The 21225-nt window shown below is 60.7% G+C and carries 17 protein-coding genes; 7 read left to right on the top strand and 10 right to left on the bottom strand.

The window, feature by feature from the left end; genetic code table 11:
- From AC1DIH_RS24255 to AC1DIH_RS24230, 6 genes are all read left to right on the top strand, one after another.
- A complete protein-coding gene (locus AC1DIH_RS24255) occupies nucleotides 1-663 on the top strand; it encodes an amino acid ABC transporter permease (protein WP_427536625.1) in 663 nt (220 codons plus the stop codon).
- Entirely contained in the window at nucleotides 660-1457 is a 798-nt protein-coding gene (locus AC1DIH_RS24250) for an amino acid ABC transporter ATP-binding protein (RefSeq protein WP_427531596.1), read from the top strand. Before AC1DIH_RS24255 ends, AC1DIH_RS24250 begins: the two co-directional genes overlap by 4 nt.
- A gap of 29 nt (nucleotides 1458-1486) precedes the next feature.
- Nucleotides 1487-1876 carry a RidA family protein gene (locus AC1DIH_RS24245; protein WP_477773567.1) on the top strand — a complete coding sequence of 130 codons (390 nt, stop codon included), beginning with the start codon at nucleotides 1487-1489 and terminating at the stop codon, nucleotides 1874-1876.
- A 149-nt stretch (nucleotides 1877-2025) separates the two neighbouring features.
- A complete protein-coding gene (locus tag AC1DIH_RS24240; RefSeq protein WP_477773566.1) occupies nucleotides 2026-2790 on the top strand; it encodes an IclR family transcriptional regulator in 765 nt (254 codons plus the stop codon).
- A 37-nt stretch (nucleotides 2791-2827) separates the two neighbouring features.
- Entirely contained in the window at nucleotides 2828-4045 is a 1218-nt protein-coding gene (locus AC1DIH_RS24235) for an amino acid deaminase (RefSeq protein ID WP_477773565.1), read from the top strand.
- A gap of 141 nt (nucleotides 4046-4186) precedes the next feature.
- Nucleotides 4187-5122 carry a sugar kinase gene (locus AC1DIH_RS24230; protein WP_477773564.1) on the top strand — a complete coding sequence of 312 codons (936 nt, stop codon included), beginning with the start codon at nucleotides 4187-4189 and terminating at the stop codon, nucleotides 5120-5122.
- Nucleotides 5123-5258: 136 nt separating this feature from the next.
- Here the strand turns inward: AC1DIH_RS24230 and AC1DIH_RS24225 are convergent, their stop codons facing one another.
- Together AC1DIH_RS24225 and AC1DIH_RS24220 are read right to left on the bottom strand one after the other, a co-directional pair.
- On the bottom strand, nucleotides 5259-5534 hold the full coding sequence (locus AC1DIH_RS24225; RefSeq protein ID WP_019690952.1) for a peptidylprolyl isomerase: 276 nt from the start codon (nucleotides 5532-5534) through the stop codon (nucleotides 5259-5261).
- 53 nt (nucleotides 5535-5587) lie between these two features.
- Nucleotides 5588-8125, bottom strand: a complete 2538-nt coding sequence (locus tag AC1DIH_RS24220; RefSeq protein ID WP_477773563.1) for a hybrid sensor histidine kinase/response regulator — start codon at nucleotides 8123-8125, stop codon at nucleotides 5588-5590.
- A 144-nt stretch (nucleotides 8126-8269) separates the two neighbouring features.
- On the opposite strand from AC1DIH_RS24220, the gene AC1DIH_RS24215 reads away from it, so the two are divergent.
- The gene (locus tag AC1DIH_RS24215) at nucleotides 8270-9388 is read left to right on the top strand and encodes a PilT/PilU family type 4a pilus ATPase (RefSeq protein WP_477773562.1); all 1119 of its coding nucleotides are present in this window, start codon (nucleotides 8270-8272) and stop codon (nucleotides 9386-9388) included.
- A 17-nt stretch (nucleotides 9389-9405) separates the two neighbouring features.
- On the opposite strand, the gene AC1DIH_RS24210 is transcribed toward AC1DIH_RS24215, so the two are convergent.
- The 8 genes from AC1DIH_RS24210 to AC1DIH_RS24175 form a co-directional block, all read right to left on the bottom strand.
- Nucleotides 9406-11361 (bottom strand): acetoacetate--CoA ligase, encoded by a 1956-nt coding sequence (locus AC1DIH_RS24210; protein WP_477773561.1) that lies wholly within the window; start codon nucleotides 11359-11361, stop codon nucleotides 9406-9408.
- A 200-nt stretch (nucleotides 11362-11561) separates the two neighbouring features.
- A complete protein-coding gene (gene hbdH / locus AC1DIH_RS24205) occupies nucleotides 11562-12335 on the bottom strand; it encodes a 3-hydroxybutyrate dehydrogenase (protein WP_477773560.1) in 774 nt (257 codons plus the stop codon).
- 7 nt (nucleotides 12336-12342) lie between these two features.
- Nucleotides 12343-13734 (bottom strand): GntP family permease, encoded by a 1392-nt coding sequence (locus AC1DIH_RS24200; RefSeq protein WP_477773559.1) that lies wholly within the window; start codon nucleotides 13732-13734, stop codon nucleotides 12343-12345.
- 317 nt (nucleotides 13735-14051) lie between these two features.
- A complete protein-coding gene (locus AC1DIH_RS24195; RefSeq protein ID WP_477773558.1) occupies nucleotides 14052-15467 on the bottom strand; it encodes a sigma-54 interaction domain-containing protein in 1416 nt (471 codons plus the stop codon).
- 127 nt (nucleotides 15468-15594) lie between these two features.
- Nucleotides 15595-17175, bottom strand: a complete 1581-nt coding sequence (locus AC1DIH_RS24190; RefSeq protein ID WP_477773557.1) for an ABC transporter ATP-binding protein — start codon at nucleotides 17173-17175, stop codon at nucleotides 15595-15597.
- Between the two features lie 40 nt (nucleotides 17176-17215).
- Nucleotides 17216-18238, bottom strand: a complete 1023-nt coding sequence (locus AC1DIH_RS24185) for an ABC transporter permease (protein ID WP_477773556.1) — start codon at nucleotides 18236-18238, stop codon at nucleotides 17216-17218.
- Nucleotides 18238-19296, bottom strand: coding sequence for a microcin C ABC transporter permease YejB (locus tag AC1DIH_RS24180; RefSeq protein ID WP_477773555.1), 1059 nt, complete (start codon nucleotides 19294-19296; stop codon nucleotides 18238-18240). Before AC1DIH_RS24180 ends, AC1DIH_RS24185 begins: the two co-directional genes overlap by 1 nt.
- Nucleotides 19296-21164, bottom strand: a complete 1869-nt coding sequence (locus AC1DIH_RS24175) for an extracellular solute-binding protein (protein WP_477773554.1) — start codon at nucleotides 21162-21164, stop codon at nucleotides 19296-19298. The genes AC1DIH_RS24180 and AC1DIH_RS24175 overlap by 1 nt, the downstream gene beginning before the upstream one ends.
- Nucleotides 21165-21225: the final 61 nt, after the last annotated feature.

Genomic DNA, 21225 nt, shown 5'->3' with positions numbered 1-21225 from the left:
ATGTACGAGTCCCCAAGTTGGTTGCATGAGTTATGGGTCGCCCGCGAAACCCTGTGGTCGGGCTTTTTGACCAGTGTGCAGTGCTCTGTCCTGGCGATCATGCTGGGCACCCTGATCGGCATTGTTGCCGGGCTGGTGCTGACCTACGGCAAGTTCTGGATGCGCGCGCCGTTTCGCTTTTACGTTGACCTGATCCGTGGCACGCCGGTGTTTGTGCTGGTGCTGGCCTGCTTCTACATGGCGCCCGCACTGGGCTGGCAGATCGATGCGTTCCAGGCGGGAGTGCTGGGGTTGACGCTGTTCTGCGGTTCGCACGTTGCCGAGATCGTTCGCGGTGCGTTGCAAGCATTGCCACGTGGGCAGATGGAAGCGAGCAAGGCCATCGGCCTGACGTTTTATCAGGCCCTCGCTTACGTGCTGCTGCCTCAGGCGTTGCGGCAGATTTTGCCGACCTGGGTCAACTCGTCGACCGAAATCGTCAAGGCCTCGACCTTGCTCTCGGTGATCGGTGTAGCCGAGTTGCTGCTGAGTACCCAGCAGATCATCGCCCGGACCTTCATGACCCTGGAGTTTTACCTGTTTGCCGGTTTTCTCTTTTTCATCATCAACTACGCCATCGAATTACTCGGCCGGCATATTGAAAAGCGGGTGGCCTTGCCATGACTCAAGCTCAAGTTTCGACACAGAACGCTAGCCAGGCCCTGCTGGAGATTCGCGATCTGCATAAGCAATACGGTCCGCTCGAAGTGCTCAAGGGCGTCGACCTGACCATGCAGCGTGGCAACGTGGTCACGCTGATCGGCTCCAGCGGCTCGGGCAAGACCACGCTGCTGCGCTGTGTGAACATGCTCGAAGAGTTCCAGGGCGGGCGGATCCTGCTCGATGGCGAGTCCATCGGTTACCACGAGGTCAACGGCAAGCGCGTGCGCCACTCGGAAAAAGTCATTGCCCAGCATCGGGCCATGACCGGCATGGCGTTCCAGCAGTTCAACCTGTTTCCGCACCTCACGGCGTTGCAGAACGTCACCCTTGGCCTGCTGAAAGTCAAAAAGCTGCACAAGGACGAAGCGGTGGTGCTGGCGGAAAAATGGCTGGAGCGTGTCGGCCTGCTGGAGCGCCGCGATCACTATCCGGGTCAGTTGTCGGGTGGTCAGCAACAGCGCGTAGCGATTGCCCGGGCGATTGCGATGAACCCGAGCCTGATGCTGTTCGACGAAGTGACGTCGGCACTCGACCCGGAACTGGTCGGCGAAGTATTGAACGTGATCAAGGGCCTGGCCGAGGATGGCATGACCATGCTGCTGGTGACCCACGAGATGCGTTTTGCCTTTGAAGTCTCGGACAAGATCGTCTTCATGAATCAGGGGCGAATCGAAGAGCAGGGGCCACCCAAGGAACTGTTCGAACGCCCTCAATCTCCGCGTTTGGCGGAGTTTCTCAAGAACACGCGTTTTTAATATTCAATATCGAATCAGGAGAAACACCCATGAGCATTACTCGTTACGGCACTGGTAGCACCGCCGGTGGCGGCCAGCCCCGTCCTTTCGCCCGCGCGGTCGAAGCGGATGGCTGGCTGCATGTGTCTGGCCAGGTGCCGGCGGTGGACGGCGAAATCATTGCTGGCGGGATCGTCGAGCAGACTCACCAGACCATGCGCAACCTGATCGCGATCCTCGAAGAAGCCGGCTATGGCCTGGAAGACGTGGTGCGCACGGGCGTATGGCTGGAAGATCCGCGGGATTTCTGGAGCTTCAACAAAGTCTTCTCCGAATACTTCAGCCCCGAGCACGCACCGGCCCGGGCCTGTGTGCAGGCGAACATGATGGTCGACTGCAAGGTCGAGATTGATTGCATCGCGTACAAGAAGAAAGCCTGAGATTTGCTGTGACTGCATCGCGAGCAGGCTCGCTCCCACATTTGGAATGCGTTCCCCTGTGGGAGCGAGCTTGCGCGCGATGGCGGTCTAACGGTCGGCGCAGGACTCTGGTTAAACTCACCGGCGAATTTGAATGAGAACCCACTGACATGACCGAAGACACCATCAAGCGCCGGGCTCGCGGTCTGGACCGGGCGTTCGATATCCTCGATTTCCTCAAGGAAGTCGGCCAGCCACTGCGCCCGAACGATATCGCCAGCGGTATCGGCAGTCCGAAATCCACGGTCTACGAACTGGTCGCGTCGCTGCTTGAACGACGAATTCTCGAGCCGGTGGGCAAGGAAGGACACGTCTACCTTGGCCGGCAACTGTACTTTCTGGGGCAAGCGCATCTGCGCCATTTCGACCTGAGCCGCGAGGCCGATCACGCCTTGCAGGAGATCGTCAGCCAGACCCGCGAAACCGCGCAGATGTGCCTGCTCAACGGGCGCAAGTACACGGTAGCGTTGATGAAGGAGGGCGAGCGGCATTTCCGCATTTCCTCGGACATCGGCGAGAACGCGCCGATCCCGTGGACCGCTTCCGGGCGCTTGTTGCTGGCGCACTTGAGCGACCAGCAAATCGTCGACCTGATCGATGAAGATGACTTCATCCTGCCTGATGGTGAACGCCTGCCGCTGGAGCGTTTTCTGGCGGAAATCCGTCAGGCCGCTATCGATGGATTCTTCTCCTTCGACAGCGTCGCCGACACCTTTACCCATTGCTTTGCCGCCCCGGTGAAAGACCCGAGTGGCGTCGCCATTGCGACCCTGTGCATCGTCGCCCCGAGGGCCGATGCCAAGAACAATTACAACGACTATCGCCGGGTGCTGATCGACAGCGCGAACAATCTGGCCCGTCGCATCAACGAATAACAGTGGCCGTTCGCGGCCGCGTGTGAGGAGTTAGAACATGCCTTCTGCCTTGAACATCGCTGCCGTGGAAAAGGGCAACGGCCAGCCCGGTGCCAACCTGGTGCGTGACGTCAGCCTGCCGGCGCTGGTGCTGCACCGCGAAGCGTTGGAACACAACATTCGCTGGATGCAGGCGTTCGTCAGCAACAGCGGTGCCGAGCTGGCGCCGCACGGCAAAACCAGCATGACTCCGTCATTGTTTCGCCGCCAACTGGAGGCGGGCGCCTGGGGCATCACCCTGGCCACTGCGGTGCAGACTCGCGCCGCCTACGCCCATGGCGTGCGCCGGGTGTTGATGGCCAATCAGTTGGTGGGGGCGCCGAACATGGCGCTGATCGCCGAGTTGCTGGCAGATCCGTCTTTCGACTTTCACTGCATGGTCGATCACCCGGACAACGTCGCCGACCTTGGGGCCTTTTTTGCCGCGCGCGGTCTGCGCCTGAACGTGATGATCGAGTACGGCGTGGTCGGTGGCCGTTGCGGCTGCCGCAGCGAAGCCGAAGTGCTGGCGCTGGCCCAAGCGATCAAGGCACAGCCAGGGTTGGCGTTGACCGGCATTGAAGGCTACGAAGGGGTGATTCACGGCGACCAGGCAGTCAGTGGCATTCGTGAGTTTGCTGCGTCCCTGGTACGCCTCGCGGTGCAGTTGCAAGACAGCGGCGCTTTCGCCATCGACACGCCCATCATCACCGCGTCGGGGTCGGCCTGGTATGACCTGATCGCCGAGTCCTTCGAAGCCCAGAACGCCGCCGGGCGTTTCCTCAGCGTGTTGCGTCCGGGCAGTTACGTGGCTCACGACCATGGCATCTACAAGGAAGCGCAATGCTGCGTGCTCGATCGTCGTAGCGACTTGCACGAAGGCCTGCGTCCGGCGCTGGAAGTCTGGGCCCATGTGCAGTCGTTGCCGGAGCCGGGGTTTGCGGTGATCGCCCTGGGCAAGCGCGATGTGGCCTATGACGCGGGGCTGCCGGTGCCATTGCTGCGATATCGGGCGGGTGTGCTGCCGGCGGTAGGCGATGATGTCAGTGCCTGCACAGTGACGGCGGTGATGGATCAGCATGCGTTCATGACGGTCGCGCCCGGGGTTCAGTTGCGTGTGGGCGACATCATCTCGTTCGGTACGTCTCACCCGTGCCTGACCTTTGATAAGTGGCGCACCGGTTGCCTGGTGGATGAGCAGTTGAACGTCATCGAAAGCATGGAAACCTGTTTTTAAGGTTTGAGACCGAGGCGCGGCCATCGCGAGCAGGCTCGCTCCCACACTGATCTTGTGAGCACTGGAGATCCAATGTGGGAGCGAGCCTGCTCGCGATGACGGCCTGCCAGACAACACCGAAACCCCAGAGACCCCACAACCATGAACACCCTCAGCCCTCTCGGCCCCGACACCCTGCGCATTGCGCTGATCGGCGAGTGCATGATCGAGTTGCAGCAGCGCGCCGACGGCAGTCTGCAGCAGAGTTTTGGCGGCGACACCCTGAACACCGCGGTCTACCTGTCTCGTGAAATGGGCGATGGGGCCACGGTGGATTACGTCACCGCGCTGGGCGACGACAGCTTCAGCGATGCCATGTGCCAGAGCTGGTCCGAAGAAGGCATCGGCCTGGGCATGGTCCAGCGGTTGCCGGGACGTTTGCCCGGTTTGTATTGCATCCAGACCGATGCGGCGGGTGAACGTCGTTTCCTCTACTGGCGCAACGAAGCGGCCGTGCGCGATTGCTTCACCACACCGGCGGCTGCACCGACTCTTGCGGCGCTGGCGGATTACGACGTGCTGTATTTCAGTGGCATCACCCTGGCGGTGTTGGGTGAAGCCGGGCGTAAAAAGCTCATCGAGACACTGATCGAAGCCCGTCAGCGGGATGCGCGGATCGTCTTTGACAACAACTATCGGCCGCGTTTGTGGAGCAGCGTCGAACAGGCTCGGACGGCGTACCGCGAAGTCTTGCCCTATGTCGATCTGGCACTGCTGACAGTGGATGATGAACAGGCGTTGTTCGGCTTTTCCGATGAGGCGGCGGTGTTCGCGGCCTACGAGCAGATCGGCATACCGGAAGTGGTGCTCAAACGCGGTGCCGAGCCGTGTCTGATTCGCTGTGATGGTGAGTCGTTCGAGGTTCCGGCGCTGCGTGTCGAACGGGTGGTGGACACCACGGCGGCGGGAGATTCGTTCAGCGCGGCGTATCTGGCCAGTCGGCTCCGTGGCGCAAGCCCGGCAGAGGCCGCCGAAGCCGGGCATCGGTTGGCGAGCCGGGTGATCCAGGTGCCGGGGGCACTGATCCCCAAGGATTGAGGCTCAATGGCCGCTTGTTGCGCAATCGGATCGCGAGCAAACGGAACACCGCCCGACTGCTCCCACAGGTTTTGTAGTGTGACTGCAATCAATGTGGGAGCGAGCCTGCTCGCGATGAGGCCCTCAAGCCAATCCGTCAATCGCGGTAAAACACCTGCACCAGGTGATAACCAAACTTGCTCTTGATCGGCCCATGCACGACACGCAGCGGTTTCTTGAAAATCACCGCATCGATGGCGCCGACCATCTGCCCAGGCCGGACTTCGCCCAGATCACCCCCGCGTTTGCCGGATGGGCAAGTGGAATACTTCTTGGCCAGCACATCAAAGGCTTCACCTTTGGCGATGCGTTGTTTGAGCTGTTCGGCTTCTTCGGCCGTTTTCACCAGAATATGGCGGGCTTGAGCTTTCATTGGGGCAGTTACCTTGGAGCGGTGGTGGCGGCGGGGCGCGATTATGCCTCAAATCATCCTGTTCGGCGGATCATGTGGCGAATCTTGCCGGCCAGTTGTTCAAGGGTGAAGGGCTTGGCCAGCAGGTCCATGCCCTCCTCGAGAAAGCCCTGGCGTTCGGCGGCTTTTTCCGCGTAACCGGTCATGAACAATACGTTGAGCCCAGGTCGATGCTGACGGGCAATTTCCGCCAGTTGCCGGCCATTCATGCCGGGCAGGCCGACATCGGTTACCAGCAGATCGATGCGCAGGTCTGACTCCAGCAGCGGCAGGGCGTTTTTGGCATCTTGCGCCTCATGGGCGATGTAGCCCAGTTCGTTCAGCACATTGAGCACCAGCATACGCACCGCAGGGTCGTCTTCGACCAGCACCACTGACTCACCCGCCGTCGCATAGGGGCTGCCCAGGCTGACTGCCGCCAGCGAGCTGTGCTGAGGCGCGTTGTGCAGGCGCGGCAAATACAGGCGCACCGACGTGCCTTGTCCCGGCTCACTGCTGAGGGTCACATGGCCGCCGGATTGCTGGGCGAAGCCATAAATCATCGACAACCCCAGCCCGGTGCCCTGGCCGATAGGCTTGGTGGTGAAGAACGGATCGAAGGCCTTGGCCAATACGCGCGGAGTCATGCCGGTACCGTTGTCGCGTACGCCGAGCATCACATAGTCACCGGCCTTGACCGGCTCAAGGGTGCTGATGTCGTTGCCATCGAGGTAGCTATTGGCGGTTTCAATCACCAGCTCGCCGCCCTCAGGCATCGCATCGCGGGCGTTGATCACCAGGTTGAGCAGGGCGTTTTCCAGTTGGTTGGCATCGGTGTTGACCGGCCAGACTTCCGGTGCCAGCTGAAACTTCAGTTCGATATGCTCGCCCTTGGTGCGGCGCAACAGCTCTTCGAGCGAGCGCACCAGTGTGTTGGGCTCAAGCGGTCGACGGTCCAGCGATTGCCGGCGGGAGAATGCCAGCAGCCGGTGAGTCAGGGCTGCTGCCCGATTGGCTGACGACACGGCCGCATCGGCAAAGCGGCCGATCTCATCGCTACGCCCATCGGCAATGTAGCGCTGCATCAGGTCCAGGCTGCCAATAATCCCGGTCAGCATGTTGTTGAAGTCGTGGGCGATACCGCCAGTGAGTTGGCCGACGGCTTCCATTTTTTGGGCATGGCGCAACGCATCTTCGGCGCGTTCGCGCTCGAACATTTCGTTTTGCAGGCGATGGTTGGCTTCAGCCAGTGCCTTGGTGCGTGTGTCGACCCGTTCTTCCAGCGTCTCGTTGAGGTTGCGCAAGGCTTCCTCGGTCTGTTTGCGCTCGGTTTCGTCGATCACGAAAATGTAGAACCCATTGACCGAGCCGTCAGAACCAAAGCGTGGCAGGTACTTCATCAGCGCATAACGCGGTCGGCCATCGCGGTGTGGTGAATAGGCCTCGAAACTGCAGGCTTTGCCCGCCAGTGCGGCGCTGATGTGCTCGACGCGGGTGGCATAGAGTTCGTCGCCGAGAATTTCGCGAATGGTTTTACCGTACAGCTCCTGCGGGGTCATGCCGTACCAGTCCAGGTACGCACTGTTGTTCAGGCGAAAGCGCTGTTCATGATCGACATAACCGATCAGCACCGGCATGGCGTTGATGATCAGCTGCAGTTCGGTCTGGCTCTGCCGTAACGCCTGTTCGGTGTGCTTGCGCTCGGTCAGGTCCAGAGCGGCACCGAGAAAACGCAGGGGGCGACCGTGGTGATCCTTGTAGCAACGGCCTCGGGCAAAGACCCAGCGCACTGCGCCGCTGGCTTGCAGCAGTCGGTATTCCTCGGCGTATTCGCTGCCCTGGCTGATGCAGTGCTTGATGCTGCGGGCAACCATGCCCCGGTCTTCCGGGTGCACGCCGTTGAGGTATTCGGTGATGGGCAGTTGGTTGGCCAGTGCCGGGTCAACACTGTGCAACTGGGCGAAGTGGGCGTCGGCAATAAAGTGATCTTCGCCGATATCCCAGTCCCAGGTGCCTACCGCGTCGGTGGCGGCGAGGGCCAGTTGCAGGCGTTCTTCGGTTTCGTGCTGGGCCTTGAGGCTGGCCTCCGAGCGTTGTTTGAGCTCCAGGGCGATGCGTCGGCGCTCATTGGTTTCAATGGCAGTGACCAGGATCCCGGCGACCTGCCCGCGTTCGTCACGAATCGGGCTGTAGGTCAGGTCCAGCCAGAAGTCCGATTCACCGCCATCGCGTTGCAGGCTGAAACGCTGCTCGCTGTAGGAACGTACTTGGCCCTTTAGGACAGCGCTATAAATGGGGTCGGTGAAGTCTTTAAGTTCTGGCCATGTCTGGTGCGTGGGTTGTCCGAAAGCCTGCGGATGTTTGTTGCCGGCCAACAACGCAAAGCCGTCGTTGTAGATCTGCGACAGCTCCGGTCCCCATAACAACAGCATGGGCATGGGCGAGTGAATCACGATGTCCACGGCGGTGCGCAGGCTCTGCGGCCAGTGGCTGGCAGAGCCCAGCGGGCTTTGTGCCCAGTCGAGTCGGGCAATCAAGGCCTGGGCGTCGCCGCCGGTAGGGGATTCGTTCATCAAGGGTTCCTGCATCATGTCCGTGCTACATATCGGTACTGGGGCATCTACTATGCTTCGAAGGAGTAGACGCTCGGACGCGTGAAAAGTGGCGTGCCTTGGCAATTTTCGTTCAATGGAAGGCTCAATGGATATTTTTTTGCCATGGACATTCACTCGCTGCTAAGAATGCTGGCCAGCCAGGACGGCTCCGATCTTTACCTGTCGACTGGCGCACCGCCTACCGGGCGCTTCAAGGGTGCGCTCCGAACACTGGCCCATGAAGTGTTCAAGCCCGGCGAGATTGCCCGGATTGCCGAGACCCTTATGGACGTCGAGCAGTGCGCAGAGTTCGACCGCGAGCTGGAAATGAACCTGGCGGTTTCTCTGGTTGGCGTCGGGCGCTTTCGCGTCAACGTCTTCAAGCAGCGCAATGACGTGTCGATCGTGGCGCGCAACATCAAACTCGATATCCCGCGCTTTGAAGACCTCAAGCTGCCGGCCGTGCTGCTTGAGACGGTGATGCTCAAGCAGGGGCTGATGTTGTTCGTCGGCGCCACGGATTCGGGCAAGTCGACCTCGCTGGCAGCGTTGATCGATTACCGCAATCGCCACAGCAGCGGGCACATCATCACCATCGAAGACCCGGTGGAGTATATCCATCGCCATCAACAGTCGATCATCAACCAGCGTGAGGTAGGCGTCGATACGCGCAGCTTCCACGCCGCCTTGAAGAACACCCTGCGCCAGGCGCCGGATGTGGTGCTGATCGGCGAAATTCGCGACCGCGAAACCATGGAGCATGCATTGGCATTCGCCGACACCGGGCACCTGGTGCTCTCCACCTTGCACGCTCACAACGCCAATCAGGCACTGGACCGGATCATCAACTTTTTCCCGGAGGAACGCCGTGGGCAGTTGCTCAATGATCTGGGTAACAACCTCAAGGCCTTCGTTTCCCAACGTCTGGTACGCACCCGCGATGGGCAGCGCCGGGCGGCGGTGGAGGTGATGCTGGGTACGCCAACCATTGGCGATCTGATACGGCGCAATGAGCTTCACCAGCTCAAGGAGATCATGGAAAAGTCGGCAGAGTCGGGAATGAAGACGTTTGATACGGCGTTGTTCGATTTGGTTGTCGAGGGTGCGATCGATGAAAAGGAGGCATTGAAAAACGCCGATTCGGTGAATAACTTGCGCTTGCGTCTGAAGTTGCACGCGGACAGTGTGCCGAATGCCGCCGCCCCATCCACCGAAACCGGTGAATGGGGGCTGATGGATTGACCCATCCTGCGTAGGCGTTAGCTCTGCAATTCCGGTCGATCCCGAAATTGCTCCAGCGCTTCGGGGTTGGCCAGTGCATCGGTGTTTTTCACAGGCCTGCCGTGCACGACATTTCTGACGGCCAGCTCGACCACCTTGCCGCTGATGGTTCGCGGTATATCCGTCACCGCGACGATCTTCGCCGGCACATGCCGAGGCGTGGTATTGGCGCGGATGACCTGGCGAATATCCTGCTCAAGTTTTTCGTCCAGCGTTACGCCGTCACGCAGGCGCACGAACAACACCACGCGCACGTCATCCTGCCATTGCTGGCCGATGGCGACCGAGTCCAGTACCTGATGGATTTTTTCCACCTGACGGTAGATTTCCGCGGTGCCGATGCGTACGCCGCCGGGGTTGAGTACTGCGTCAGAGCGCCCGTGGATCAGCCAGCTGCCATTGGGCCGTTGTTCGGCGTAGTCGCCCTGAGCCCAGACGCCCGGAAACTGGCTGAAATAGGAGGCGCGGAGTTTTTCCTGCTGCGGGTCGTTCCACAGGCCGATCGGCATCGCCGGGAAGTGCCGGGTGCAGACCAGCTCGCCTTTTTCACCGATCACCGGCTGACCGGCCTCATTCCAGACTTCAACCGCCATGCCCAGTCCCTTGCACTGCATCTCGCCACGGCGGACCGGCAGGACCGGATTACCGGCCAGAAAGCAGGAAATGATGTCGGTACCGCCGGACATCGACGACAGGCACAGATCGCTTTTGATCTCGCGATAAACGTACTCGTAGCTTTGCGGCGACAGTGCCGAACCGGTCGAGAGCAGGGCTTTCAGGCTGCCCAGGTCGTGGCTCAGGCGCGGCTGGATTTCATTGCTTTCCAGTGTCGCGAGGTATTTTGGGCTGGTGCCGAAGACGCTGATGGCTTCGCTGTCGATCAGGTCGATCAAGCGTTGCGGGCCGGGGTGGAAAGGCGAACCGTCATACAGCACCACGCTGCTGCCGACCGCCAATGCCGAGACCAGCCAGTTCCACATCATCCAGCCACAGGTGGTGTAGTAGAACAGTCGGTCGTCAGACCCGAGGTCGACGTGCAAACCGTGTTCCTTGACGTGTTGCAGCAATACGCCGCCGACGCTGTGGATGATGCATTTCGGCACGCCGGTGGTGCCGCTGGAGTAGAGAATGTTCAGCGGATGCGCGAAGGGCACCGCGACGAACCAGGGCTCGCCGCCCGGACGATAAAAGCTGTCCCACAACGCAACGTTGGCTTGGGTTTTGTAATCGTCAACGCGGGCCTGTGGCCGGGCATAAGGCACGATAATCAGTTGCTGCAGCGATGGCAGGTGTTCGAGGATTTCGTTGACCTTGGTCGTCTGGTCGATCTCTTTGCCGGCGTAGCGATAACCGGCGCAGGTGATCAGCACTTTCGGTTCGATCTGGCCAAAGCGGTCGACCACTCCGTGCGTGCCGAAATCCGGTGACGAACATGACCAGATCGCGCCCAGGCTGGTGGTCGCGAGCATGCCCACCAGGGTCTGCCAGGTGTTCGGCATGCACGCCGCCACCCGGTCGCCCAAGCCGACACCTGCGGCTGTCAGGCTTTTTTGCAGGCCGGCGACGTGTTCGGCCAGCTCACGGTAACTCAAGCTTTCGCGCTGGCCATTCTCGGCGATGGCAATTACGGCAGTTGCGTCATCGCGACGACGCAGCAGGTGTTCGGCGAAGTTCAGCGTGGCGCCGGGAAACCACTCGGCGCTGGGCATCTGCGGGCCTTCACGCAGCACCGTGCTCGGTGGCTGGTGAAACTTGATCTCGAAAAAGTCGACGATGGCCTGCCAGAAATCTTCGCGCTGATCGATGCTCCACTGGTGCAGGGCGGGGTAGTCCGCGAGTGCCAGGTTGTACCGCTGATTGCTGAAGCGGCGGAAGGCATCCATGCGGGTCTTGCCGATGCGTTCGGCGCTGGGTTGCCAAAGAACTTCTGACATGATTGGCCTCTTTTTTTCTTAATACCCGCTCACTGGCTCTTGTGGCGAGGGAGCTTGCTCCCGCTGGGCCGCGAAGCGAGCCCAAACTGGCTGGCGCGTTCTTCCAATGGCAACGCGCTCATCATTTTACGACAGCTGCGCCCGAATGCGGACCGGCCGACGCGAGCAAGCTCCTTCGCCACAGCCGCTGATTAGCCTTTTTACTGTGCCAGCCACCCACCATCAATATTCCACGCCGCGCCACGCACCTGGCTGCCGGCTTCACTGCACAGGAACAGCACCAGTTCGCCCAGGTGTGACGGGGTCACGAATTCCAGCGAAGGTTGCTTCTCGGCCAGCAAATCATGTTGCGCCTGCTGTGGGTCGACCCCGGCGGCGGCGCGGTCATCAATCTGCTTCTGCACCAGCGGGGTCAGTACCCAGCCTGGGCAAATGGCGTTGCAGGTGACGTTGCTGGTGGCGGTTTCCAGGCCGACCACTTTGGTCAGGCCGATCACCCCGTGCTTCGCAGCGACATAGGCGGCCTTGCCCACCGAGCCGACCTGGCCGTGTACCGAGGCGATGTTGACGATCCGTCCCCAACCCTTGGCGCGCATGCCTGGCAGGCTGAGGCGAGTGCTGTGGAAGACCGACGACAGGTTGATCGCAATGATCGAATCCCAACGCTCCACGGGGAAGTCTTCCACCGCAGACACGTGCTGGATGCCCGCGTTGTTCACCAGGATATCGACACCACCGAACTCGCGTTCGGCATAGGCGATCATCTCGGCAATTTGCGCGGGGTCGCTGACATCGGCCGGGTGATGGCCGACCTTGCCGCCGAACTGTTGCACCTGCGCGATGACGCTGGAAGCATCGCCGAAACCATTGAGGATCAGGTTGGCGCCGGCCTTGGCCAGGCTCAGTGCGATGCCCAGACCGATGCCGCTGGTGGAGCCGGTGACCAATGCGGTTTTGCCCGAAAGAGTTGTCATGAATGCCTCACACAATGCCGGTGGCGTAGAAAGTACCGATGACTACGAAGACCGCCAGGGTCTTGATCAGCGTAATACAGAAAATGTCTTTATAAGCTTCGCGGTGGGTCAGGCCTGTCACGGCTAACAGGGTAATCACCGCGCCGTTGTGCGGTAGGGTGTCCATGCCGCCACTGGCCATGGCCGCGACCCGGTGCAGCACTTCCAGCGGAATGTTCGCCGCATGGGCCGCCGCGATGAAGTCATTGGCCATCGCCGCGAGGGCGATGCTCATGCCGCCCGAGGCCGAACCGGTGATGCCCGCCAGCAGGGTCACGGTGATCGCTTCATTGACCAGTGGGTTAGGGATGCTTTTGAGCCAGTCGGCCAGCACCAGGAAGCCGGGCAACGAGGCGATGACCGCGCCAAAACCGTATTCCGATGCGGTGTTCATGGCCGCCAGCAAGGCGCCGCTGACCGCGCTTCTGCTGCCCTCGGCGAGCTTGCCGCGGATCGCCTGGAATCCGAACACCAGCACCATGATGATGCCGACCAGCAACGCGGCCTGGACCGCCCAGATCGCGGTGAGCTTGGCGATTTCGGTGGTCACCGGCGCGGCCATGCCCGGCAGGCTCAGGCTGTGGGTCTTGCCGTACCACAGCGGAATCCAGTGGGTGAACAGCAGGTTCATGATGCCCACCAGCAGCAATGGCGAAAGCGCGATCCACGGATTGGGCAGCTTCACGTCTTCGGCGGTTTCCGGCTCGTTACGCAGCGTTGTGCCGTAGCCTTCACCGTTGCGCTGGGCTTTATTGCGCTGACGCTGGAGGAACAGCATGCCGGCGCAAAAGACGAAAATCGTGCCAATCAAACCCAGCCACGGCGCAGCCCAGGCGGTGGTGTTGAAGAAGGTGCTGGGGATGATGTTCTGGATTTGCGGGGTGCCGGGCAGGGCGTCCATGGTGAAGGAGAACGCGCCGAGGGCGATGGTCGCCGGGATCAGCCGTTTCGGGATATTGCTCTGACGGAACATCTCTGCGGCAAACGGATACACCGCGAATACCACGACGAACAGCGACACGCCGCCGTAGGTGAGCAGGGCGCAGACCAGCACGATCACCAGCATCGCCTGGCGGGTGCCGAGCAGACGAATCGCTGCGGCGACGATCGAGCGTGAGAAGCCCGACAACTCGATCAGCTTGCCGAACACCGCGCCGAGCAGGAACACCGGGAAGTACAGTTTGACGAACCCGACCATTTTCTCCATGAACACGCCGGTGAAGGCGGGCGCAACGGCAGAAGGGTCAGTGAGCAGGACCGCGCCAAGGGCGGCAATCGGAGCGAAGAGAATGACGCTGTAGCCACGGTAAGCAGCCAGCATCAGCAGCGCGAGGGCTGCCAAGGCAATGATCACACTCATGGTGTGTCTCCTGGATTGTTATTTTTTTTTGGGGTGGATCTTTTGTAGGAGAGGGCGTTAGCGAGTTTCGTGCCATTCAAGTAACTTGTTGAAATATATGGATATTCCTTGTTATTTCGCTGATAGGGAAATAATTTGTCTCAGATTGGAGACTTATGGTGGCCTGGATGGCCTTATCGCGAGCAGGCTCGCTCCCACATTTGTTCAGGGGTGACCCGCAAATGTGGGTCTAATGCAATCCAGTGTGGGAGCGAGCCTGCTCGCGATGGCCGTAATGCGGTTTCAAGTAATGTCTATAAATAGAGACCGATATCTCTTTATAGAGACTCGGCAATCCCCAATGCGACCATCTTCTTGTATAGCGTCGAACGCCCAAGCCCCAGCCGTGCCGCCGCTTCGATCACCTTGCCGCCACAGTGCGCAAGCGTGCTTTCAATCAACTGCCGATCGAAGCGTTCGCGTGCAGCACTGAAAGTCTCATTGGCGGGCGTTTCAATGGCCGATGGCGCGGAGCGCTGTACCGGCACAAAACTGCCAATCGCCGCGCGGATTTCCGCAGCATTGAGGATCAGGTCATCGCTGAGCAGCGCGGCCCGTTCCAGCACGTTGCGCAGTTCGCGAATGTTTCCCGGCCAGGCGTGTTGGCTGAGCAATTCCAGCGCCTGGCTGTCGAGTTCATGCTGACTGCGCAGTTCTTCCAGGATTGCTTCGCTCAGGGCCGGCAGGTCATCGAGGCGCTCGCGCAGCGGCGGCACCTGGATGGGCAACACGTTGAGGCGGTAATACAGGTCGGCACGAAATTCGCCGCGTTTGATCGCCGCTTCGAGGTCGGTGGAGGTCGCGGCGATCACCCGCACATCGCTCTGGATCACTTCGTTGGAGCCGACCGGTTCGAATTCTTTTTCCTGCAATACCCGCAGCAGTTTGCTTTGCAACGGCAGCGGCATGTCGCCGATCTCGTCGAGAAACAAGGTCCCGCCCTGAGCGATCTGCAGCTTGCCGGAGCGACCCTTGCGGTCTGCGCCGGTGAAGGCGCCGGGCGCGGTGCCGAAAAACTCGGCTTCGAGCAGCGCTTCGGGGATCGCCGCGCTGTTGATGCTGACGAAGGCTTTGTGCGCCCGTGGCGAAGCACCGTGAATCGCCTGGGCCAGCAGCTCTTTGCCAGTGCCGGTTTCACCCAGCAACAAGACCGGGGACTCGGTGCTGGCGCTACGTCGGGCGCGGCGTTTGACCTCCAGGCTGGCGGCGCTGGTGCCGATGAAGTGGGCGAAGGTGTACTTGGCTTGCCGGGCCCGCAGCAGCGAACGTGTGGACGCAAGCTCTTCCTGCATGCTCTGGTAACGCTTGAGCATCGGCGACAGGCTGCGCAATTCATCGAACAGCGCGAACCCGATGGCACCAATCACCGCGCCGGCGTCATCGTGAATCGGCAGGCGCATCACCACCAGCGGCTCTTTGGGCGTGTCCTGCATGTCCAGCAGGATCGGTCGGCCGGTACGCACCACCTCACGCAACAGGCTGCCGGGAATCACACTTTCACATGCCTTGCCGATCGCCCCTTCGGCAGACGCCAAGCCAAAGCGCTTGGCATACCGTTCGTTCATCCAGACGATATTCGCGTCGCGATCGACGATCACCGTGCCTTCGCTGGACTGCTCGATGATCTCGAACAGCGAGCGGATCGCCAGCATGCGCACACGTTGGTAGTCCTTGAGACTTTCGGTGGTGTTCATGGCTTCATTTCCAGAATGTGCATGGTCTGTGCTGGCCCCTTCGCGAGCAGGCTCGCTCCCACATAAGTCACTGTGGGAGCGAGCCTGCTCGCGATGGACGCGACGCGGTCCAACGACATATGCGCAATCATGCCCAGCCCGGATGCGCCGCGGCCAACAGCTCTTTGGTATAGGGATGCTGCGGTGCGGCGAACACGTCATGGCTGGCGCCACGCTCCACGACTTTGCCGTCCTTGATCACGATCATGTCATGGGCCAGGGCGCGAATCACCGCCAGGTCATGGCTGATGAACAGGTAGGTCAAACCGTATTTTTCCTGAAGCTGGCGGAGCAGGGCGACCACCTGTTTTTGCACCGTGCGATCAAGCGCCGAGGTCGGTTCGTCGAGCAGGATCAATGCCGGTTTCAGCACCAGGGCGCGGGCGATGGCGATCCGTTGGCGCTGGCCACCGGAGAATTCGTGCGGGTAGCGGTGACGGCTTTGCGGGTCAAGGCCGACTTCTTTCAACACCTGAATGACCTGGGCTTCGCGCTCGGCAGCACTCGACTGGCTGTGGACTTCCAGCCCTTCGCTGATGATCTGAGCCACCGACATTCGCGGGCTGAGGCTGCCGAACGGGTCCTGGAACACCACCTGCATCTGCTTGCGCCAGGGCCGCAGCTGTTTCTGGTTCAGGCTGTCGAGCGCCTCGCCCTGAAAGCGGATGCTGCCGTCGGAGTCGAGCAGGCGCAGGATCGCCTGGCCGAGGGTGGACTTGCCGGAACCGGATTCGCCGACGATGCCCAGCGTCTTGCCGCGTTGAATGCTCAGGCTGATGCCGTCGACCGCATGCAACCAGGTTTTGCGCCGGAATAATCCGCCAACCAGCGGAAAGCGCACGTTGAGATCGTTGACCTCCAGCACGGCTTCGCGCTCGTCACGAGGCAAGGCTTCGCCTTCCGGCTCGGCGTTCAACAGCAGGCGACTGTAGGGATGTTGCGGTTGGTTGAACAACGTCTCGCAAGCGGCTTGCTCGACGATCTCGCCGCCGCGCATCACGCAGACACGCTGGGCGATACTGCGTACCAGATTGAGGTCGTGGCTGATCAACAGCAGCGACATGCCCAAGCGTTGTTGCAGTGATTTGAGCAGCAGCAGGATCTTGCGCTGCACCGTCACATCGAGCGCGGTGGTTGGCTCATCGGCGATCAGCAACTCGGGTTCGCAGGCCAGCGCCATGGCGATCATCACCCGTTGCCGCTGGCCACCGGAGAGCTGGTGCGGATAGGCTTTCAGGCGCTCTGCGGGTTTCTGGATGCCCACCAGTTCGAGCAGCTCAAGGGTGCGCTTTTGCGCTGCCTTGCCACCGAGTCCCTTGTGCACCAGCAGGGTTTCGCCAATCTGTTTTTCGACGCTGTGCAACGGATTGAGAGAGGTCATCGGCTCCTGGAAAATCATCGCGATGCGATTGCCGCGCAAGGCTCGCAACGTCCCGACGTCCGCGCCGACCAGCTCCTGGCCACGATAGCGAATACTGCCGCGGGTTTCGGTGCCGCCATCGGGTACCAGTTGCAGGATCGAATGGGCGGTCACCGATTTGCCCGAACCGGATTCGCCGACCAGCGCCAGGCATTCGCCGGGGCGGATGTCCAGGCACAGGTTGCGCACCGCAGCCTGGCCATTGAAGGCCACGCTGAGGTCACGGATTTCGATCAGGTTGTCACTCATATTCAATGTCCGTTTCAAGATCGCGGCTCAAGATCGCGGCTCAAGAGCGCGGATCAAATGCATCACGCAATGCTTCACCGATAAACACCAGTAAGGAAAGAATCAGCGCCAGGGTGAAAAACGCCGTCAGCCCGAGCCACGGTGCTTGCAGATTCTGCTTGCCCTGACCGATCAACTCGCCCAGCGAGGCGCTGCCGGCGGGCATGCCGAAGCCAAGGAAGTCGAGGGCGGTGAGGGTCGAGATCGCCCCGGTGAGAATGAACGGCAGGTAACTCAAGGTCGCGTTCATCGCATTGGGCAGAATATGCCGCACGATCACTTTACGGTCGGTCAGGCCCAGTGCGCGCGCTGCTTTGACGTACTCCAGGTTGCGCCCGCGCAGGAACTCGGCGCGCACCACGTCCACCAGTGCCAACCAGGAAAACAGCGCCATGATCCCCAGCAGCCACCAGAAATTCGGCTCGACGAAACCCGACAGGATGATCAACAGGTAAAGCACCGGCAACCCCGACCAGACTTCCTGCAATCGCTGGCCGAGCAGGTCGACCCAGCCGCCGTAGTAGCCCTGCAAGGCGCCGGCGGCGATGCCGATCAGCGCGCTGATGAAGGTCAACGCCAGCGCAAACAAAATCGACACCCGGGCGCCGAAAATCACCCGCGCCAACACATCGCGCGCCTGATCATCGGTGCCCAGCCAGTTGACCTTCGACGGCGGACTCGGCGCCGGCTGATTGAGGTCGTAGTTTGGCGTGTCGTCGCTGAACGGGATCGGTGGGAACAGCATCCAGCCGCCGTCCTTATGGATCAGTTTCTGCACGTACTCACTGCGGTAATCGGCCTGGAATGGCAGTTGTCCGCCGAACTCTTGCTCGGTGTAGCGCTTGAACGCCGGGTAGTACAACGAACCCTGATAACTGAGTACCAGTGGCTTGTCGTTGGCGATCAGTTCGCCGCCGAGGGTCAGGACGAACAGACCGATGAACAGCCACAGCGACCACCAGCCACGGCGGTTTTTCTTGAAGCGCTCCAGGCGTCGGCGCGCCAGGGGCGAGAGATTGAGCATCAGGCATTCCTCGCGGCGAAGTCGATGCGCGGGTCGACCAGGGTGTAGCAAAGGTCGCCGATGATTTTTATCAAAAGACCGAACAGGGTGAAGATGAACAGCGAACCGAACACCACCGGGTAGTCCCGGGACACCGCCGCTTCATAACTCATCCGCCCCAGTCCATCGAGAGAAAAGATCACTTCGATCAACAGGGAACCGGCGAAAAACACGCTGATCAACGCTTGGGGAATGCCCGAAACCACCAGCAGCATTGCGTTGCGAAACACATGGCCGTACAGCACCCGGCGCTCACTCAGGCCTTTGGCGCGGGCGGTGACCACGTACTGACGGGTGATCTCGTTGAGGAACGAGTTTTTGGTCAGGATGGTCAAGGTGGCGAAACCGCCGACCACCAGCGCCGTCACCGGCAGTACCAGGTGCCAGAAGTAGTCGGCCACTTTCCCCAGTGTCGACAGCTGATCGAAATTTTCCGAGACCAATCCACGGACCGGAAACCAGTTCAACGATGTACCACCGGCAAACACCACGATCAGAAACATCGCAAACAGGAATGCCGGCATCGCGTACCCGATGATGATTGCGGTGCTGCTCCAGATATCGAAATGGCTACCGTGATGCACGGCTTTGCGAATGCCCAGCGGAATCGATACCAGGTAGGTGATCAGTGTCGCCCAAAGCCCGAGGGAGATGGTCACCGGCATCTTTTCAAGGATCAGGTCGGTGACCGTGGCACCGCGAAAGAAGCTCTTGCCGAAGTCCAGCCGGGCATAGCTGGTGATCATCAGCCACAGGCGTTCCGGTGCCGGTTTGTCGAAGCCGTACTGTTTTTCGATGTCCTTGATCAGTTGCGGATCAAGCCCGCGGCTGGCCCGCGAGCCATGGCTGATGGCGTCACCGGAAGACCCGATGCTTGCGCCGCCGATGCCTTGCAGGTGCGCGATGGCCTGCTCGACCGGGCCACCCGGTGCGGCCTGCACGATCACGAAGTTGACCAGCAGAATGATCACCAGCGTCGGAATGATCAGCAGCAAGCGTCGAAATACATAAGCCAGCATCAATGAGGCCCTCCGGGTTTGCCACGGCTGATGCGTTCGACGGCCATCTGTTCGTTGGTCAGCGGCGTCGGGCTCATTTCCCACCAGCTCTCGATGGCTTCGTCATTGCTCGCTTGTATCGCCGGAATGCCGAAACGGTTCCACCACACGGTCGAGGAGCCAGGCGGGTAATAGTTGGGAATCCAGTAGTAGTTCCATTGCAGCACCCGGTCCAGTGCGTGGGCATAACGCAGCATGTCGGCCTGGGTGGTAGCTTTGACCAGGCCGGTAATCAGCGTATCGACGGCCGGATTTTTCAGCACCATGTAATTATTGGAGCCGGGGTCGGTGGCGGCGGCCGAGCCGAAGTAGTTGTACAGCTCGCTCCCAGGCGAGGTGGTCACCGGATAGCCGGTGACGATCATGTCGTAGTCACGACTCATCAAGCGGTTTACGTACTGCGACGAGTCGATCCGGCGGATGTCCAGGTTGATCCCGATCTGCGCCAGGTTGCGCTTGTACGGCAGTAGCAGACGGTCCATGCCGTTCTGGCTGATCAGGAAAGTAAACGCCAGTGGCTCGCCCTCGGCGTTGACCAGTCGATCGCCATCGGGTTTCCAGCCGGCTTGTTCGAGCAGCGCCAGTGCCTGCAACTGCTTGCCACGGATCAGGCCGCTGCCGTCGGTCTTCGGTGCTTCGAAAACCTGGCTAAAGACCTCGTCCGGAACCTGCCCGCGCAAGGGTTCGAGAATCGCCAGTTCGCCGGCATCGGGTAGTTGCCTGGCTGCCAACAGGCTATTGGAAAAGTAACTCTGCTGGCGAATGTACATATCGCGCATCATCTGCCGATTACTCCACTCGAAATCCCAGAGCATTGCCAGGGCCTGACGGACGCGGCGGTCCTGGAACATCGGCTTTTGCAGATTGAACACAAAACCCTGGGAAGGTTGTGGTGCCTCTTTGGCCAGATGAGCTTTTTGCAGGCGGCCGTCGTTCAACGCCGGGCCTTCGTAACCGATGGAATACGCGGTGGCCGAGAACTCGCGGTTGTAGTCATAGGCGCCACCGCGCAAGACCTGACGAGCGACGTCGGTGTCGCCGAAGTACTCGATGCTGAAATGGTCGAAGTTGTACAGGCCACGGCTGACAGGCAAGTCCTTGCCCCACCAGTCGGCGTTGCGTTCGAAGGTAATGCTGCGCCCCGAATCAACCTTGCCGACGCGGTACGGGCCGCTGCCCAGCGGTGCTTCATAACCGCCGCCGTTGGCGAAGTCGCGGGTCTTCCACCAGTGCTCGGGAAACACCGGCAAGGTCGCGATGTCCAGCGGCAGGGTGCGGTTCTCGTTGTTCTTGAAGTCAAAACGAATGGTGCGCGGCGACTCGACTTCGACGCCTTTGACGTCGGCGAATTGGGTGCGATAGCGCAGGCTGCCTTGGGTCATCAGCAGGTCGTAGGTGTAGCGCACGTCTTCGGCGGTGATGGGTGTGCCATCGGCGAAGCGAGCCTTGGGGTTCAGGTAGAAACGCAGCCACAGGCCATCGTCGGCGCGCTCGATCTTCTCGGCGACCAGCCCATACACGGTGTAGGGCTCATCCAGCGAACGCTGGGCCAGCGGCGAGTAAATCATCCCGTCGACCTGGGTCACGCCAATGCCCTTGTCGATGTACGGCAGCACGTGGTCGAAGTGGCCGATTTCAATCGCCGAGCGGCGCATGCTGCCGCCCTTGGGGGCTTGCAGGTTGGTGTAGGCAAAGTGACTGAAACCGGCAGGGTATTTGGCCGGTTCGCCATATACGGTCAAGGCGTGTTGTGGCGCAGCGTTCACGCCTGCAGTGCTCAGTAGCAAAGCCAGGGCCGTGAAGATCAATGAGGGGAAAGCCAGTCGCATTGTCAGCCTTAAGAGCCGGATGATCGATAAGCACAATTTGTACGCTAGCGGCGCGTGACTC

Source organism: Pseudomonas sp. 05N36, assembly GCF_056397385.1.
Note: the sequence above shows the minus strand (reverse complement) of the source record. Positions and strands in the feature narration are given on the sequence as shown.